This window comes from Pandoraea faecigallinarum, from assembly GCF_001029105.3.
Taxonomy (GTDB): Bacteria; Pseudomonadota; Gammaproteobacteria; order Burkholderiales; family Burkholderiaceae; genus Pandoraea; species Pandoraea faecigallinarum.
In genome coordinates this window covers 4,518,726-4,534,253 of the sequence record NZ_CP011807.3, presented here as the reverse complement: position 1 = coordinate 4,534,253, position 15,528 = coordinate 4,518,726, and the positions used below count along the sequence as shown (strand labels likewise).

Annotated in this window: 15 protein-coding genes; 4 read left to right on the top strand and 11 right to left on the bottom strand. The window is 62.8% G+C overall.

Features of this window, described 5'->3' with window-relative positions; translation table 11 throughout:
- The first annotated feature begins 17 nt into the window (after positions 1 to 17).
- The gene (locus tag AB870_RS19920; protein ID WP_047906022.1) at positions 18 to 2,969 is read left to right on the top strand and encodes a ribonucleoside-diphosphate reductase subunit alpha; all 2,952 of its coding nucleotides are present in this window, start codon (positions 18 to 20) and stop codon (positions 2,967 to 2,969) included.
- Between the two features lie 127 nt (positions 2,970 to 3,096).
- Here AB870_RS19920 and AB870_RS19915 read toward each other — a convergent pair whose 3' ends face one another.
- Positions 3,097 to 4,068, bottom strand: a complete 972-nt coding sequence (locus AB870_RS19915; protein ID WP_071386900.1) for an aldose epimerase family protein — start codon at positions 4,066 to 4,068, stop codon at positions 3,097 to 3,099.
- Positions 4,069 to 4,643: 575 nt separating this feature from the next.
- Between AB870_RS19915 and AB870_RS19910 the strand changes: the two genes are divergently transcribed.
- The 3 genes from AB870_RS19910 to AB870_RS19905 all read left to right on the top strand — a co-directional run bounded on the left by AB870_RS19910 (position 4,644) and on the right by AB870_RS19905 (position 7,158).
- Complete coding sequence (locus AB870_RS19910; protein ID WP_047906020.1) at positions 4,644 to 5,768, top strand: ribonucleotide-diphosphate reductase subunit beta; 1,125 nt, start codon at positions 4,644 to 4,646, stop codon at positions 5,766 to 5,768.
- Positions 5,769 to 6,189: 421 nt separating this feature from the next.
- Complete coding sequence (locus AB870_RS26480; protein ID WP_157112394.1) at positions 6,190 to 6,495, top strand: hypothetical protein; 306 nt, start codon at positions 6,190 to 6,192, stop codon at positions 6,493 to 6,495.
- Positions 6,496 to 6,519: 24 nt separating this feature from the next.
- On the top strand, positions 6,520 to 7,158 hold the full coding sequence (locus AB870_RS19905; RefSeq protein ID WP_047906018.1) for a histone H1-like DNA-binding protein: 639 nt from the start codon (positions 6,520 to 6,522) through the stop codon (positions 7,156 to 7,158).
- A gap of 164 nt (positions 7,159 to 7,322) precedes the next feature.
- Here the strand turns inward: AB870_RS19905 and AB870_RS19900 are convergent, their stop codons facing one another.
- The 10 genes from AB870_RS19900 to AB870_RS19850 all read right to left on the bottom strand — a co-directional run bounded on the left by AB870_RS19900 (position 7,323) and on the right by AB870_RS19850 (position 15,496).
- On the bottom strand, positions 7,323 to 7,802 hold the full coding sequence (locus AB870_RS19900) for an outer membrane lipoprotein (RefSeq protein WP_042113135.1): 480 nt from the start codon (positions 7,800 to 7,802) through the stop codon (positions 7,323 to 7,325).
- 19 nt (positions 7,803 to 7,821) lie between these two features.
- Positions 7,822 to 8,757 (bottom strand): carbohydrate kinase family protein, encoded by a 936-nt coding sequence (locus AB870_RS19895; RefSeq protein ID WP_047906017.1) that lies wholly within the window; start codon positions 8,755 to 8,757, stop codon positions 7,822 to 7,824.
- Positions 8,758 to 8,989: 232 nt separating this feature from the next.
- Positions 8,990 to 9,490: a thiol peroxidase gene (gene tpx / locus AB870_RS19890; protein ID WP_047906016.1), complete on the bottom strand. Its 501-nt coding sequence runs from the start codon at positions 9,488 to 9,490 to the stop codon at positions 8,990 to 8,992.
- A 32-nt stretch (positions 9,491 to 9,522) separates the two neighbouring features.
- Positions 9,523 to 10,641, bottom strand: coding sequence for a DUF3426 domain-containing protein (locus AB870_RS19885; RefSeq protein ID WP_047906015.1), 1,119 nt, complete (start codon positions 10,639 to 10,641; stop codon positions 9,523 to 9,525).
- A 39-nt stretch (positions 10,642 to 10,680) separates the two neighbouring features.
- Positions 10,681 to 11,574 carry a 50S ribosomal protein L11 methyltransferase gene (gene prmA, locus AB870_RS19875; protein WP_047906014.1) on the bottom strand — a complete coding sequence of 298 codons (894 nt, stop codon included), beginning with the start codon at positions 11,572 to 11,574 and terminating at the stop codon, positions 10,681 to 10,683.
- Positions 11,575 to 11,601: 27 nt separating this feature from the next.
- The gene (gene accC, locus AB870_RS19870; protein WP_044457124.1) at positions 11,602 to 12,963 is read right to left on the bottom strand and encodes an acetyl-CoA carboxylase biotin carboxylase subunit; all 1,362 of its coding nucleotides are present in this window, start codon (positions 12,961 to 12,963) and stop codon (positions 11,602 to 11,604) included.
- A 99-nt stretch (positions 12,964 to 13,062) separates the two neighbouring features.
- Positions 13,063 to 13,524 (bottom strand): acetyl-CoA carboxylase biotin carboxyl carrier protein, encoded by a 462-nt coding sequence (accB, locus tag AB870_RS19865; RefSeq protein WP_047906013.1) that lies wholly within the window; start codon positions 13,522 to 13,524, stop codon positions 13,063 to 13,065.
- Between the two features lie 71 nt (positions 13,525 to 13,595).
- Positions 13,596 to 14,042, bottom strand: coding sequence for a type II 3-dehydroquinate dehydratase (gene aroQ, locus AB870_RS19860; RefSeq protein WP_047906012.1), 447 nt, complete (start codon positions 14,040 to 14,042; stop codon positions 13,596 to 13,598).
- 134 nt (positions 14,043 to 14,176) lie between these two features.
- Complete coding sequence (locus AB870_RS19855; RefSeq protein ID WP_047906011.1) at positions 14,177 to 14,719, bottom strand: TlpA family protein disulfide reductase; 543 nt, start codon at positions 14,717 to 14,719, stop codon at positions 14,177 to 14,179.
- 120 nt (positions 14,720 to 14,839) lie between these two features.
- Positions 14,840 to 15,496 carry a hypothetical protein gene (locus AB870_RS19850; protein ID WP_047906010.1) on the bottom strand — a complete coding sequence of 219 codons (657 nt, stop codon included), beginning with the start codon at positions 15,494 to 15,496 and terminating at the stop codon, positions 14,840 to 14,842.
- Between the last annotated feature and the right edge of the window lie 32 nt (positions 15,497 to 15,528).

Below are 15,528 nucleotides of genomic sequence, written 5' to 3'. Positions count from 1 at the left end.
GGAACGGGAGTTTTTACATGCAGACTAACGAAAACCTCACCCGCCCGAACCCGACGCCCGCCGCGAACGCCGGCAGTGGCACGGGTGCGTCGGCGCCCCAGACGACGGGCGCATTCGAGCCGGCCACCAACGCCGACTTCAAAGTGATTCGACGCAACGGCGCGGTGGTGGGTTTCGAGCCGTCGAAGATCGCGATCGCCGTGACCAAGGCATTCCTCGCCGTGAACGGCGGTCAGGGTGCGGCGTCGGCCCGCGTACGCGAGCTCGTGGAACAGTTGACGCAGAACGTCGTGCGCGCACTGGTGCGCAGCCGCCCGAACGGCGGTACGTTCCACATCGAAGACATTCAGGATCAGGTCGAACTCGCGCTCATGCGCGAAGGCGAACACAACGTGGCCCGCGCCTACGTGCTGTATCGCGAAAAGCGTTCGCAGGAGCGTGCGCATGCGGTCGAGACCACGCAAGAGGCGGCAACGCCCGACACCCCGGTGCTGCATGTCACCGACAACGGTGTGACGCGTCCGCTCGACATGGCGGCGCTGCGTAACGTGGTGAAGGCCGCCTGCGAGAACCTCGGCGATGAAGTCTCGCCCGAGCCGATCCTGACCGAAACCATCAAGAACCTGTACGACGGCGTGCCGCTGTCGCAGGTCTACGATTCGGCGATCCTCGCCTCGCGCACCCTCATCGAAAAGGAACCGGCCTACAGTCAGGTCACCGCGCGCATTCTGATGCACACGATCCGCCGCGAAATCCTCGGCGAAGAAGTGCCGCAGGCCGAGATGGCCGCGCGTTACATCGAATACTTCCCGCGCTTCATCAAGCAGGGTGTCGAAGCCGAACTGCTCGACGAGCAACTGCTCTCGTACGATCTGGGCAGGCTGGCTGCCGCACTCGATGCGAACCGCGACCTGCAATTCAACTACCTCGGCTTGCAGACGCTGTACGACCGCTACTTCCTGCATATCGAAAGCCATCGCATCGAAATGCCGCAGGCGTTCTATATGCGAGTGGCAATGGGTCTGGCGCTGAACGAAGTCGAGCGCGAAGCGCGCGCGATCGAGTTCTATCAGATCCTGTCGAGCTTCGACTTCATGAGCTCCACGCCGACGCTGTTCAACTCGGGTACGCGCCGCTCGCAGCTCTCGTCGTGCTACCTGACGACCGTCTCGGACGATCTGGAAGGCATTTACGAAGCGCTCAAGGAAAACGCCCTCCTCTCGAAGTTCGCCGGCGGCCTGGGTAACGACTGGACGCAGGTTCGCGCGCTCGGCTCGCACATCAAGGGCACGAACGGCAAGAGCCAGGGGGTGGTCCCGTTCCTGAAGGTGGTCAACGACACGGCCGTGGCCGTGAACCAGGGCGGCAAGCGCAAGGGCGCCGTGTGCGCGTACCTGGAAACGTGGCACCTGGATATCGAAGAGTTCCTGGAGCTGCGCAAGAACACGGGCGACGACCGTCGCCGCACGCACGACATGAACACGGCGAACTGGATTCCCGACCTGTTCATGAAGCGCGTGATGGAAGGCGGCGAATGGACGCTGTTCTCGCCCTCGACCTGCCCGGACCTGCACGACAAGTTCGGCAAGGCCTTCGAACAGGCTTACACGGCATACGAAGACAAGGCCGCGCGCGGCGAGATCAAGCTGTTCAAGAAGGTGCCGGCGCAAGCGCTGTGGCGCAAGATGCTGGGCATGCTGTTCGAGACCGGCCATCCGTGGATCACGTTCAAGGATCCGTGCAACATCCGCTCGCCGCAGCAGCACGTGGGCGTGGTGCACTCGTCGAACCTGTGCACGGAAATCACGCTGAACACCAGCGAGACGGAAATTGCCGTGTGTAATCTCGGCTCGGTGAACCTCGTGGCTCACATGAAGCAGACGGCAAACGGCTACGAGCTGGATCACGAGAAGCTGCAACGCACCATTCGTGTGGCGATGCGCATGCTCGACAACGTCATCGACATCAACTACTACGCGGTGGCGAAGGCACGCAATTCGAACCTGCATCACCGTCCGGTGGGCATGGGCATCATGGGCTTCCAGGACTGTCTGCACCTGCTGCGCACGCCGTACGCTTCGAACGCTGCCGTCGAATTCGCCGACCGTTCGATGGAAGCGGTTTGCTACTACGCTTACTGGGCGTCGACCGAGCTGGCCAAGGAGCGCGGTCAGTACTCGTCGTACAAGGGCTCGCTGTGGGACCGTGGCATCTTGCCGCAAGATTCGCTCAAGCTGCTGATGGAAGAGCGCGGCGGGTACGTCGACGTCGATCTGTCGAGCACGCTCGACTGGGACAGCCTGCGCAAGCACATCGCCTCGCACGGCATGCGCAACTCGAACTGCGTGGCGATCGCGCCGACTGCGACCATCTCGAACATCATCGGTGTGTCGGCCTGTATCGAGCCGACGTTCCAGAACCTGTACGTGAAGTCGAACCTCTCGGGCGAATTCACGGTGGTCAACGAGTACCTCGTCCGAGACCTGAAGGCCCGCGGTCTGTGGGACGAAGTGATGGTCGCCGACCTGAAATACTTCGACGGTTCGCTCGCCCGTATCGACCGCGTGCCGGCCGACCTGCGCGAGATCTACGCCACGGCGTTCGAAGTCGAGCCGAAGTGGCTGGTCGAGGCAGCGTCGCGCCGTCAGAAATGGATCGACCAGGCGCAGTCGCTCAATATCTATATGGCGGGCGCCTCGGGCAAGAAACTCGACGAGACGTACAAGCTGGCATGGACGCGTGCGCTCAAGACCACGTACTACCTCCGTACGATGGCCGCCACGCACGTCGAGAAGTCGACGGTGAGCCACGGTGCGCTGAACGCGGTGCCGAGCTCGGGCGGTGTGTCGGGCGGGTTCTCGGCCGAGCCGACCTCGCCGCTGGCGCAACCGATGCCGGAAGCCGAAGGCGCCGTCTGCACGATGCGCCCGGGCGATCCGGGCTTCGAAGAGTGCGAGGCTTGCCAGTAAGCCGGGTGTGATGCGGTGCCGCATTCGACGTGCGGCACGCCGTATCGGGAAAAACCCCGCCTGTCCGATGGACGGCGGGGTTTTTCTTGGAGATGCGCTGCGCCCGGCGCAGGGTGGTGTGGGGCGCTCAGGCCAGATCGATGCGCATCGACAGGTCGAGCGTCTGGCCGTGGCCGAGCACGACGTGATCGTCATCGAACTCGCCGACACGATGGGTGGACGGTTCGAGGCACAGATAAGGGCGCCCGGGGGGGGAGTGCAATACGAGCCACGTGGCGTCGTCGCTGCGTACGGTGGCAGAACGCAAGCCGCCCGCGTACTCGATGCGGGCTTCGAAGCGTCCCGACTCGGCGGGTACTTCGGCGAACCAGGTCGAGCGTCCGCCGGTATCGAGACCGCCGCCGACCGATACCACTTCCATCGGCCCGACGTGTACACGCTGCTCGCTGGGCCAGCGGATGTCCTCGGACGGCGAACGCCAGAGCGCCTCGGATTCGAACGTCAGACGTGCACCTGCCGGCCAGCGGAAATACGGATGCAGGCCGAGTCCTGCGGGCATCTCCTGCGCCGAGAGGTTGGTCAGTGAAAGCTGCATGTCGATGCCGTGCTCGTCGAGCGTGGTCGACAGATACGCCTGATAGTGCCAGGGCCACGCTGGCTGGGCGGGACAGTCGAGTTGCAGCACGCAGCAATGCGTGCTTTCGTCCACGACTTCCCATTCGCGCCGCAGTCCCCAGCCATGCAGCGAGCTGGAGGCGACCGGCGCCTCGTGTACGACGATGGTGCGCTCGCGCCAGTGCAGCGTGTCGTCGCGCAACATATTGGTATACGGCAGCATCGGGAACGCACCGGCTTTGGGCCATTCGTCGGAGGAGAATGGCTCGGTGCCGAGCGGCACGAGGTAGTCGAACAGATCGCCGCGCGTGTCGCGCCGCGCCAGTCGCGAGAGGCGGGCACCGCAGCCGGGCTGCACCTCCGCGATGAGCGCGCCTCTGGTGAGGCGAACCGGCTTGCCGGGCGTGAGAATGGCGGGGGTGAGGGGTGCCGAACCCGGTTGGCCGGCCGGGTGCCGCGCGCCGTCTGCGCCTGAGGGTGTCATCGTCGGTATCTCCTTCATCGGCGTCGAGAGATGGTGAGGTGGCGCTTGCCGGAATCTGTCGCTCCGCTCCTGCGTCGTGACGCCTGCCGCACAGGATACGCCAATGCGGGCGCGCGTCATTTTGATGCACTGCAAACGCTGTCGCGCACTGCCGTTTCATGGCAAGATGCCGATCCCGCAAGGCCGGAGTGTCAATGTGTGCGGGATACTCGAAAACACTATGTATTGTGGTGGGTGCATCGCTTGACACAATATGTAGTATCGATGCACTGGAATGAGTGACGGTATTGTGCTAAATTGGAGTCATTCGATCGACGTCGGGAGGTCATGATGTTGCAAGACAGAGACACCAACTCCCGCACCGGCATCATCGTTCAAACCAGCGCGAAAGCGAATCTGCTTCACCCCCAATACCAGGCTTTACCTTCAGCGGATTTTTCGTCGTCATCGTCAAGTTGACGGCTGCACTATCGGCAATTTTTTCGTCGGCCTTCGCACGCGAACGGCTGATCTGTCACTTCGGCGATGCGCGCCCCGGGGCGTGTATCGCATCAACCTGAACGGACCGAGACCCTATGCTTAACTGGGAAGAAGACACCACTACCGCCAAGCCCGCTGCTCCTGCTTCGAACATTCTGGGCACGCAAGACAACACGCCGCACACGATCGCCTCGCAGTCGACGCGCCGCGTGAGCGCCTCCGACAAGCGCGTGATCAATGGCACGACGGACGTGAACCAGTTGGTGCCGTTCAAATACAAGTGGGCATGGGAAAAGTACCTGGCCGGTTGCGCGAACCACTGGATGCCGCAGGAAATCAACATGTCGCGCGACATCGCCCTCTGGAAGGACCCGAACGGTCTGACGGAAGACGAGCGCCGCATCATCAAGCGCAACCTCGGCTTCTTCGTGACGGCCGACTCGCTCGCCGCGAACAACATCGTGCTGGGCACCTATCGCCACATCACCGCGCCGGAGTGCCGTCAGTTCCTGCTGCGTCAGGCGTTCGAAGAGGCGATTCACACGCACGCTTACCAGTACATCGTCGAGAGTCTGGGCCTGGACGAAGCCGAGATCTTCAACGCGTATCACGAAGTGCCGTCGATTCGCGACAAGGACGAATTCCTGCTGCCGTTCATCGAAGTGGTGGCCGATCCGGAGTTCAAGACGGGTACGCAGGAAGCTGACCAGAAACTGCTGCGCTCGCTGATCGTGTTTGCCTGCATCATGGAAGGTCTGTTCTTCTACGTGGGCTTCACGCAGATTCTGGCGCTCGGCCGTCAGAACAAGATGACCGGTGCTGCGGAGCAGTATCAATACATCTTGCGCGACGAGTCGATGCACTGCAATTTCGGCATTGACCTGATCAACCAGGTGAAGCTGGAAAACCCGAACCTGTGGACGCCGGAGTTCCGCGAAGAGATTCGCGGGCTGTTCCAGAAGGCCGTCGAACTTGAGTATCGCTACGCCGAAGATACGATGCCGCGCGGTGTGCTCGGCCTGAACGCGGGCATGTTCAAGAGCTATCTGCGCTTCATCGCGAATCGTCGCTGCGCGCAAATCGGTCTCGAAGCGCTCTACCCGAACGAAGAAAATCCGTTCCCCTGGATGAGCGAGATGATCGACTTGAAGAAGGAGCGCAACTTCTTCGAAACGCGAGTGATCGAGTACCAGACCGGTGGCGCACTGAGCTGGGACTAAGCACTCGCGCAGTGCTCGCCCGGCGCCGGCTGTGCGCCGAGTGAAAAATGGGTGCCCTGTGCAATGCGAGCATCCATGCGGGTTTCGAGAGGATGGTGCGTGCGTGCGTTGCACGCGTGACTGACGCAACGAGCCGTCGAAGACGTGGCACCGACCACGCACATCATCCTCACTCGCACGTTGCAGTTGCCTCCCGACGAACGCATCGCACGCATCGACATGCGAGTGTGATGTGCATCAAATACAACAGATTGACTTCTTCGTTACGATTGATGTGCGCTTTTTTGCGCGCAAAGTATTAACATCGCATCACAAAAGAATTATTATTCGCTCAAATAAATTGCAGTCTCGATGAACACACGAAAGCACTCACTGCTTTCCTCCCGCGACAGAGAGCTGGTAGTTACGGAGCGTAAAAACCTTGGTGCATAGCAAGCAGTATCGCTTATCCGCTATCGCAATCTCCTCCATCCCGATGACGGGACAGGCAAGCTACCCCCCGAAGAATCTGGCGATCCCCCTTTCTCAAGACAATCGAATTGCTGGCGGCAATGTCGCCGGCAATTTTTTTGCGCGCGTGGCCACACACGGTCAGCGTCATGCGCGCAGCGCCGAATTCATTAGCGTAAGCCGTCGAAGTCCGATGCGTACGCCGATGAATAGCCCGCTCGCCGGCGGTTCCCGCACGGTGGTCGGGTTTCCTTCTCAGGTAGTTTCGTTTGAGTGATCTTTCACGTTAAGGAGTAATGTGATGGCTACTACTGCTAAGAAAAAACCCGCAGCAAAGAAGGCTGTTGCCAAGAAGCCGGTAGCGAAGAAGGCTGCGGCTGCCAAGAAGCCGGTCGCCAAGAAGGCTGTGGCTGCCAAGAAGCCGGCAGCGAAGAAGGCTGTTGCCGCGAAGAAGCCGGCAGCGAAGAAGGTTGCCGCCAAGAAGCCGGTCGCCAAGAAGGCAGCAGTGAAGAAGGTCGCCGCCAAGAAGCCGGTCGCCAAGAAGGCAGCAGTGAAGAAGGTCGCCGCCAAGAAGCCGGCCGCCAAGAAGGCAGCAGTGAAGAAGGTCGCCGCCAAGAAGCCGGCCGCCAAGAAGGCAGCAGTGAAGAAGGTTGCCGCCAAGAAGCCGGCCGCCAAGAAGGCTGTCGCAGCCAAGAAGCCGGCTGCGAAGAAGGCCGCTGCCAAGCCTGCTGCGAAGAAGGTTGCTGCCAAGAAGCCGGCCGCCAAGAAGGCTGCCGCGAAGCCGGCCGCTGCGAAGAAGCCCGCTGCCAAGAAACCGGCCGCGAAGAAGGTTGCTGCCAAGCCCGCTGCTCCCGCAGCACCGGCCGCAGCACCCGCAGCTGCAAAGACGACGCTGAACCCGGCAGCGGCATGGCCGTTCCCGACTGGCAGCCGTCCGTAATCCGAGTGCCGATGCAGGAACCAAGGCACTTAGGTGTCTGCTGATCGAGTAGGGCTACTCGATCCGAAACCCGCTGTGATGAGCGATCGTCACGGCGGGTTTTTTCATGCGAAAACGAAAACGGGCGACCGAAGCCGCCCGTGGCGTCAGGACCGCGTCGCGACTCAGTGCGTCACACGTGTCACACCGCCGCTCGAGAGCAGGCGCACGCGCTGGCCCGGCTGGAACGCTTCGTCGGCGTCCTGCGTGATCGCGCGCAACTCGCCGTTATCGAGTCGCACGGTGATCTCCAGACCGGCCTTCTTGCTCATGCGGCTCTCGATAGCCTGACCAGCCACCGCACCGAGCAGACCGCCGACGATACCCGTCGCGATCGAACCGCGCCCGCCACCGATGGCACTACCGCCGATAGCGCCCAGCGCGCCGCCGCCCGCGATACCGAGAATGCCCGGGTCACCGTTGCTGCTGTCGATCGTGACCGGGCGAACCGATTCGACCGTGCCCATGCGAACCACTTGTTCGCGTTGGGCCTGACGGCTGCTGTAGACGCTTGCCGAGTTGCTCGGACCGAACGCCGTGCAGGCGGACAGCGAGAGCGACGCCGCAGCGGCGAGGATGATGAGCGGTGTGGTGAGTCGTGCCATCGTTGTGTCTTTCCTTAAATCATTCGAAGCGGTGGCCGAACGCTTCTTCATATTGCGCTTCGATGTCCGAGCGCGTGGGTGCATATGTCTGCGAGCCCTGCTCGGCGATCTTGAGCGAACCCATCAGACTGGCCAGGCGGCCAGTGGTCGGCCACTCGAGGCCCTTCTCGATGCCATAGAGCAAACCGCCACGGAATGCATCGCCGCACCCCGTGGGGTCGACGACACGCTTGGCGGTCACGGCAGGAATGTCGTGTTGCTTGCCGCCGGCGAAGATCTGGGCCCCGTGTTCTCCGCGCGTGACGACAAGTGCCTCGACACGCGACTGGAGGTCTTCCATCGACATTCCGGTCTTCGTGCAGAGGAGCTTGGCTTCGTAGTCGCTGACCGCGAGATACGTTGCGAGTTCCACCATGCGGCGTAGTGCCTCGGGCGTGAGCAACGGCAGGCCTTGGCCCGGATCGAAAACGAAGGGCACGCCCGCGGCGGCGAAACCTTCGGCGTGCGTGAGCATGGCGTCCGGAGCGTCCGGGGCGACGATGCCGAGCGTGGCGCCCTTGGCATCCGCCACGCGGTTACGCGCGGAGAACATCATCGCGCCCGGGTGGAAAGCGGTGATCTGGTTATTGTCCAGGTCGGTGGTGATCATCGCGTTGGCCGTCATGCTGTCCGTGACCGTGCGCACGAACTCCGTCGTCATGCCGAGTGACCGGAAGCGCTCCAGATAGGCCGCACCGTCCTCGCCCACCGTAGCCATGACGACCGGCGTGCCGCCGAGCAGATGCAGGCTGTAGCCGATGTTGCCGGCGCAGCCACCGAAGTTGCGGCGCATTGTCGGCACGAGGAAGCTGACATTCAGGATGTGCACCTGATCAGGCAGGATGTGCTCGCCGAAGCGGCCTTCGAACGTCATGATGTTGTCGTAGGCCAGCGAGCCGCAGATCACGGTAGTCACGGGAAATTCCTTGCGAAAAATAAGCGGGGGGAGGGTCAACGGGGGACGGCGGACGGTGAGAGCCAGTCGTGCTGTCTTGGGCCGCTGGACAAAAATCGAGCCGGTGCATGCCATGCATCGGCGCGGGAACTGCGGGTCTTGCCCATGCTGCCGATCCCGCGATCTGACGAATGCCGCAAGTGCGGAAAGCATCAGATCGCAGCGGCGGCGATCTCGCGAGGAGACCGCGGAATTACGACAGGGCGGCGAGCGCTGCGTCGTAGTTCGGTTCGTTCTTGATTTCCGGCACCAGTTCGGCGTGCATGACGCGATTGTCGGCATCGAGCACCACCACGGCACGAGCGGCCACACCGGCGAGCGGGCCGGTCTTGATGTCCACGCCGTAGTTGTGGAGGAACTCGCGGCCGCGCATCGTCGAGAGCGTGACGACGTTGGTCAGGCCTTCGGTGGCGCAAAAGCGGCTCATCGCGAACGGCAGGTCGGCCGAGATCACCAGCACGACGGTGTTTTCGAGCTTGCTGGCCGCTTCGTTGAACTTGCGGGTCGACGTAGCGCACGTCGGCGTGTCGAGGCTCGGCACGATATTGAGGACTTTGCGTTTGCCGGTGAAGTCGTCGAGCGTGACGTCCTGCAACTTGGCGTTGACCAGCTTCAGCGCCGGTGCGGTCTGACCCTTTTGCGGGAACTGACCGCCGACTTCGGTGGGGTTGCCCCCGAGCGTGACTTGGGACATCTATATCTCCTAGGTTGAGTGCAACAGCGCTATCAGGGATAGAACGCGAGCACCCGGTAATTACTGGCTAGCGCTGCCTGCGCCGATAATCGTAACCGAATCGTGCGTTCGCTGCGTGGTGCGAGCCCCGCTTCGCGCATTGTTGCCTCGGTGACGTATTCGTCCGCTGAAAAAACGCGACGCACCACGGGCTTTCCGTCGAGGTCCGAGAGCGTGAGTTCGAGCGACGGCCAGGCCAGCGCATGGCCGGCTTGATTGCGCATGAAGACGGTGAGCGTCATCGGAACCGCATCGGCGGGAGCGGCGGGAGCAGCGGCGTCGCGGGCGGGCGGCTCGACAGCGGTGTCGGGGGCACTCGATTCGCCTGCGCTCGGCGACGCGTTGCCGTCGGTGACGAGCGTCACGCTCGAAATCTGGATCCGGTCGGGCTGACGCGGCAATCCGATGCTCACGTGCATCGGACGGCCGAGTGCCGCGAACACGCCGCGCAACGCGGGCATTCGATCGACGAGTGCCGCGCGCTCGATCCATGCCCACTGCCCGAGCAGACCGAGGATCGCGAGCGCCATCAGCAGGCGCCACACGGCGCGCGCGGCACCGGGGCGTTTTTGCGGCCCGGTACGCGTGGTCGGCGATGGTTCGGAGCGCGACGGTGCGGCTGTCGGCGCACTCAGGACGGTGGGATCGTCGTCCAGGTAGCGGCCCGGCCCATGCTGCATCCGTGCACGGCTTTCGTCCGGTGTACCGAGCAGGGCGGCGATGGCCGTGGGCGTGAGCATCTCCGGAATCGACTTGTCTCCTACGGATGCCGCTGTGACTGACGGGGGCGTGGAAGCCGCCGATGCCGTCGATGCGGAACTCGTCGCGAACGCTGTCGTGGAGGGTTTCGTGGGCGAATTGGCCGGTAGGGTGCCGGCGGCAGCGCCAGGCGCGACATCGGTGGGGGATGCGGCTTCCCCGGCATTTACCGGGGTTTCGGTGCCGGTGTCGTCGGCGGGCGGATCGCAAAGATAAGCGCGCCCGTCGAACACTTCACGGCAGTGGCCGCAGCGCACAAGGCCATCGCGCAGCTTGAGCTGATCCGCGACGACGCGAAAGACGGTGTGGCAGTGAGGGCAACGGGTAGCGAGAACGCGCGAGGACTGGGTCATGTGAGGAAGACTCGGGAGACTCGGCGCGCGACGCGCGGGTTAGTCTGTGGCCTGCCCGTGCAGGCAGACCCAGCCGTCGTGAGCGCGCCAGACCGACATCTTCATATAAGGCGCGTAAGCCGCGATCACTTCGTCTGCCTGCCGCTCCAGCACGCCGGAGAGCGCGAGCCTGCCGCCGGGCGCGACACGGGACGTCAGCATCGAGGCGAGCAGCTTGAGCGGATTCGACAGAATGTTCGCGACCACGATATCGAACCGACCATCGCGAAGATCGTCCGGCAACCCGTATTCGACTGGCGCGTGATTGCGTTCGCTGTTGTAGCGGGCCGATTCCACGGCTTGGGGGTCGATGTCGATGCCGATGACCGGATCGGCGCCGCACTTGCGCGCGAGAATCGCCAGAATGCCCGAGCCGCAGCCATAGTCGAGCAGCGACTGACCGGCCTGCACGTGCTGTTCGAGCCACTCCATGCAAAGGCGCGTGGTCGGGTGACTGCCGGTGCCGAAGGCAAGACCGGGGTCGAGTTCGAGGATGAGCGCGTCGGTGTCCGGGGCGTCGTGCCACGACGGCACGACCCAGATCCGCTGACCGATCTGCATCGGCTCGAACTGCGATTGCGTCAGACGTACCCAGTCCTGTTCCTCCACGTCGCGCAGCGCAAACGCCGGCGACTCGGCGAGGCCCAGTTGGTTGACGGCCGCCGCGAGCAACACGGCCGCGTCCTGATCTTCCCCCACCAGCGCGACCACGCGCGAGCGTTGCCAAGCGGTGTCCGGTGGGGTCAGACCCGGCTCGCCGAACATCGGTTGCTCGTCGGGTGTGTCGGCGTCCGCGTCTTCCACCGAGACGGACAGCACGCCCAGATCGAGCAGGGCGTCCGACAGGGCCTCGGCCTGGGCACGGGCAACTTCTACGACGAGTTCGCGATACATAGCGAGTATTTCCTGCGCAATAACGGCTTAATTACCGCCGACGGCAGACTTCTGCGCCAGCTTGTGTTCCAGATAGTGGATGCTCGTGCCGCCTTCGACGAACTTGGCGTCGAGCATCAATTCCCGATGCAGCGGAATGTTTGTCTGGATACCTTCGACCACGATTTCCGACAGTGCCACGCGCATGCGGCGAATTGCCTGCTCGCGCGTTGCGCCGTAAGCGATCAGCTTACCGATCATCGAATCGTAGTTCGGCGGCACGAAATAGCCGTTGTAGGCGTGCGTGTCGACGCGAATGCCAGGACCGCCCGGCATGTGCCACGCGGTGATGCGACCCGGCGACGGCGTGAACTTGAACGGGTCTTCAGCGTTGATACGGCACTCGATGGCGTGCCCCTGGAACTGGATGTCGCGCTGACGATAGGCGAGCTTCTCGCCGGCCGCGATGCGGATCTGTTCCTGCACGATGTCGACGCCCGTGATCATTTCCGTGACCGGGTGCTCGACCTGCACGCGCGTGTTCATTTCGATGAAATAGAACTCGCCGTTCTCGTACAGGAATTCGAACGTGCCGGCACCGAGATAGCCCATCTTCTTGCAAGCGTCGGCGCAACGGTCGCCAATGCGCTCGATCAGACGGCGCGGGATCAGCGGTGCGGTTGCTTCTTCGATCACCTTCTGGTGACGACGCTGCATCGAGCAGTCGCGCTCGCCCAGCCAGATCGCTTGCTTGTGCTTGTCGGCGAGCACCTGGATTTCGATATGGCGCGGGTTCTCGAGGAACTTCTCCATATAGACTTCCGGGTTGCCGAAGGCACGGCCGGCTTCTTCGCGCGTCATGTTGACCGCATTCACCAGCGCCGCTTCCGTGTGTACCACGCGCATGCCGCGACCACCGCCGCCACCCGCGGCCTTGATGATCACCGGATAGCCGACCTGGCGCGCAATTCGCACGATTTCCTTGGGATCTTCGGGCAACGCGCCTTCCGAACCCGGCACACAGGGCACGCCGGTCTTGATCATCGTCTGCTTGGCCGAGACCTTATCGCCCATCAGGCGAATGGTCTCGGGGCGCGGACCGATGAACGTGAAGCCCGATTGCTCCACGCGCTCGGCGAAGTCGGCATTCTCCGAGAGGAAGCCGTAGCCCGGGTGAATGGCCTGGGCGTCGGTGACTTCGGCCGCGCTGATGAGCGCCGGCATGTTCAGATAGCTCAGCGGCGACGGGGCCGGGCCGATACAGACCGCTTCGTCGGCGAGCTTGACGTACTTCGCTTCCTTGTCGGCTTCGGAATAGACCACGACGGTCTTGATGCCCATCTCGCGGCACGCGCGCTGGATGCGCAGGGCGATTTCGCCGCGATTGGCGATGAGGATTTTTTCAAACATTATGTGCAGTCCTGCCCGAAAGGGGAGAGGAGCGGGGCCGGACGCCCGGTGCCTCCATACGGCTCATGGCCGTACGGGCGAAGCGTCCGACAACCGGCATTAGCCGATCACGAACAGCGGTTGACCGTATTCCACGGCCTGACCGTTCTCGACGAGGATTTCCTTGATCACGCCGGCTTTGTCCGACTCGATCTCGTTGAGCAGCTTCATCGCTTCGATGATGCAAAGCGTCTGGCCTTCCTTGACCGAATCGCCGACCTGCGCGAACGGATCGGCGCCCGGCGACGGCGCGCGGTAGAACGTGCCGACCATCGGCGACGTCACGATGTGGCCTTGCGGCACGGCCGGTGCTGCCGGGGCGGCGGCGGCGGGCGTGGCCGCGGGAGCTTGCGCAGCGACTTGCGGCACGGCGGCCGGCATGGCCATCTGCACCGGGGCGGCGATCACTTGCGGCGGCGCCTTGACGATGCGGACCTTGCCTTCGCCTTCGGTGACTTCGAGCTCGGAAATACCCGATTCGGCCACGAGGTCGATCAATGTCTTGAGTTTGCGCAAATCCATGAAGGAGGCTCCTTGATTCTGTATCGGCGCGGGCACAACGTCCCGCGAGAGGAAATGGGGATGTGAGACGACTACCCGCCGGCGAGCCGCCGCAGGGCAAAATCGAGTGCGTAGGTATACCCGCGCCAGCCCAGGCCGCAGATCACACCTTGCGCGATATCGGAAAAGTACGAGTGATGCCGGAAGGCCTCGCGCGTATGAACGTTCGAGAGGTGAACCTCGACGAACGGGATGCCTACCCCGGCCAACGCGTCGCGAATTGCCACGCTGGTATGGGTATAGGCCGCAGGGTTGATGACGACGAAGTCGATCGACTCACCGCTCGCCGCCTGAATCCGGTCAACCAGTGCACCTTCGTGATTGCTTTGGAATGTCGTCACCTCGGCGCCCGCGATCCTGGCCTGCTCCACAAGGGCGGAGTCGATGTCGGCCAGCGTCGTGCGACCGTACACCTCCGGCTCGCGAATACCGAGCAGGTTCAGGTTAGGGCCGTGGAGCACGAGAATGCGGTGAGGCATCGGCGAATCAAATTTCACGAAATTGGGCGCAATTAAACGCCAGTTGGTGGATTTTGTCCAGTGGGGCGAAAATCGGACCCCGCTGGTCACGTCCGACGGGGTTTCCCGGCACGTCTGCCTTTCCCATGGTGGGGTCAGATGAGCGGTTTGAGGGCTGCGCGCACTTCGTCGGACGTAATGCGTCCAAGTTTCTCGTAGTGCATGCGGCCCTTCGGGTCGATCACGACGGTAAAGGGCAAGGCGCCCGCCTTGTTTCCCAGTGCGCGAGCGAGGTCGGTGCCCGCGTAGCCTGCCACGAGCAGCGGATAGTCGACTTTCACCTTTTGCTCGAACGCGATCATGTTCTGTGCCGTATCGATACCAATACCCACGAATTGGACGTTTTTCGTGCCGAATTCAGTGGAAAGCGCTTGCAATTCGGGCATTTCCTCAACGCAGGGACCGCACCATGGCGCCCAGAAGTTCACGACCAGCGTCTTACCTTTCCATTGCGACACGGCCTGATCGTTACCTTTGAGGTCGGGCAGGCGCGTTGCCAGCAATTGTGCGACGGCGGCATCGGAGGCGTCGGAGGCGTCGGAGGCGCTCGGGGCCGGCTGGTTTCGGTGACCAAGCCAGAAACCGGCGGTCAAACCCGCGATGGCCAGCATCACCAGAATAACGATACGTTTTGCCATGATGGATGAGAGGTGGAAGGTCCGGAATCAACGGTAAACGAAAGACGAACGGTAATTGCGGAGAATTAGTGGCGATTTTGCATCGAATCGGCCGTTATTGCGCGGTCATCGGCCCGAAGATCAATGGCGATGGGCCGGCGCCAAGGCGTGGGCTTCGTCCATCAGCGCGCGCAAGCCGTCGGCATCGGTCCGGACCGCACGGCCATTGCCGTCGGTTGCCTTGAGAGCGCCGCGCATGTCGTCCGTCGAATACAACGACAGATGGACGCCGGCGGGTTCGCCGCGATGCCCGCGCTCGCGCCAGAGAAAGCTTAACGTCTCGACCATGCCCCGGCCGTTGAAGTGGCGGCTCTCGGAGACCTCGTAATCGATGCCTCTATTTAGCAGGTCGATGGCAACTTCCTTGGGGTTGTCGCAAAAAGCCTGCAAATAGATATCGGATAGCGCCGTCGCGGTGCCATTGTAGACAGCGCCAGTGATGTACGGGCGGTAACGCGCCAACTCCGTCATGACCGTCAGCGCAACCCGGCGCAGGTGAGCCAACTCGTCCGGTTGCGTGTCGGACAGGAATGTCTGTACATACTCGCGCACTTCCGCTTCGATCTGGTCGTTATCCGGCAGCAACTCTCCAGCAATTCGCGCCTCTCCCGTCACTTGTTTGGCTGCCTTGCGCTTCGCGCTCGCGTAGTCGGCACCCTCCTCGGCAATGAGGCGGGCGGCCGCAAGGGCGATTTCTTCGCGCAGGCGTTGGGCGTCGGTCCAGGATTTGCGTGTCATGCGAACGATGATACCTGAAAGGCATTGGGCTT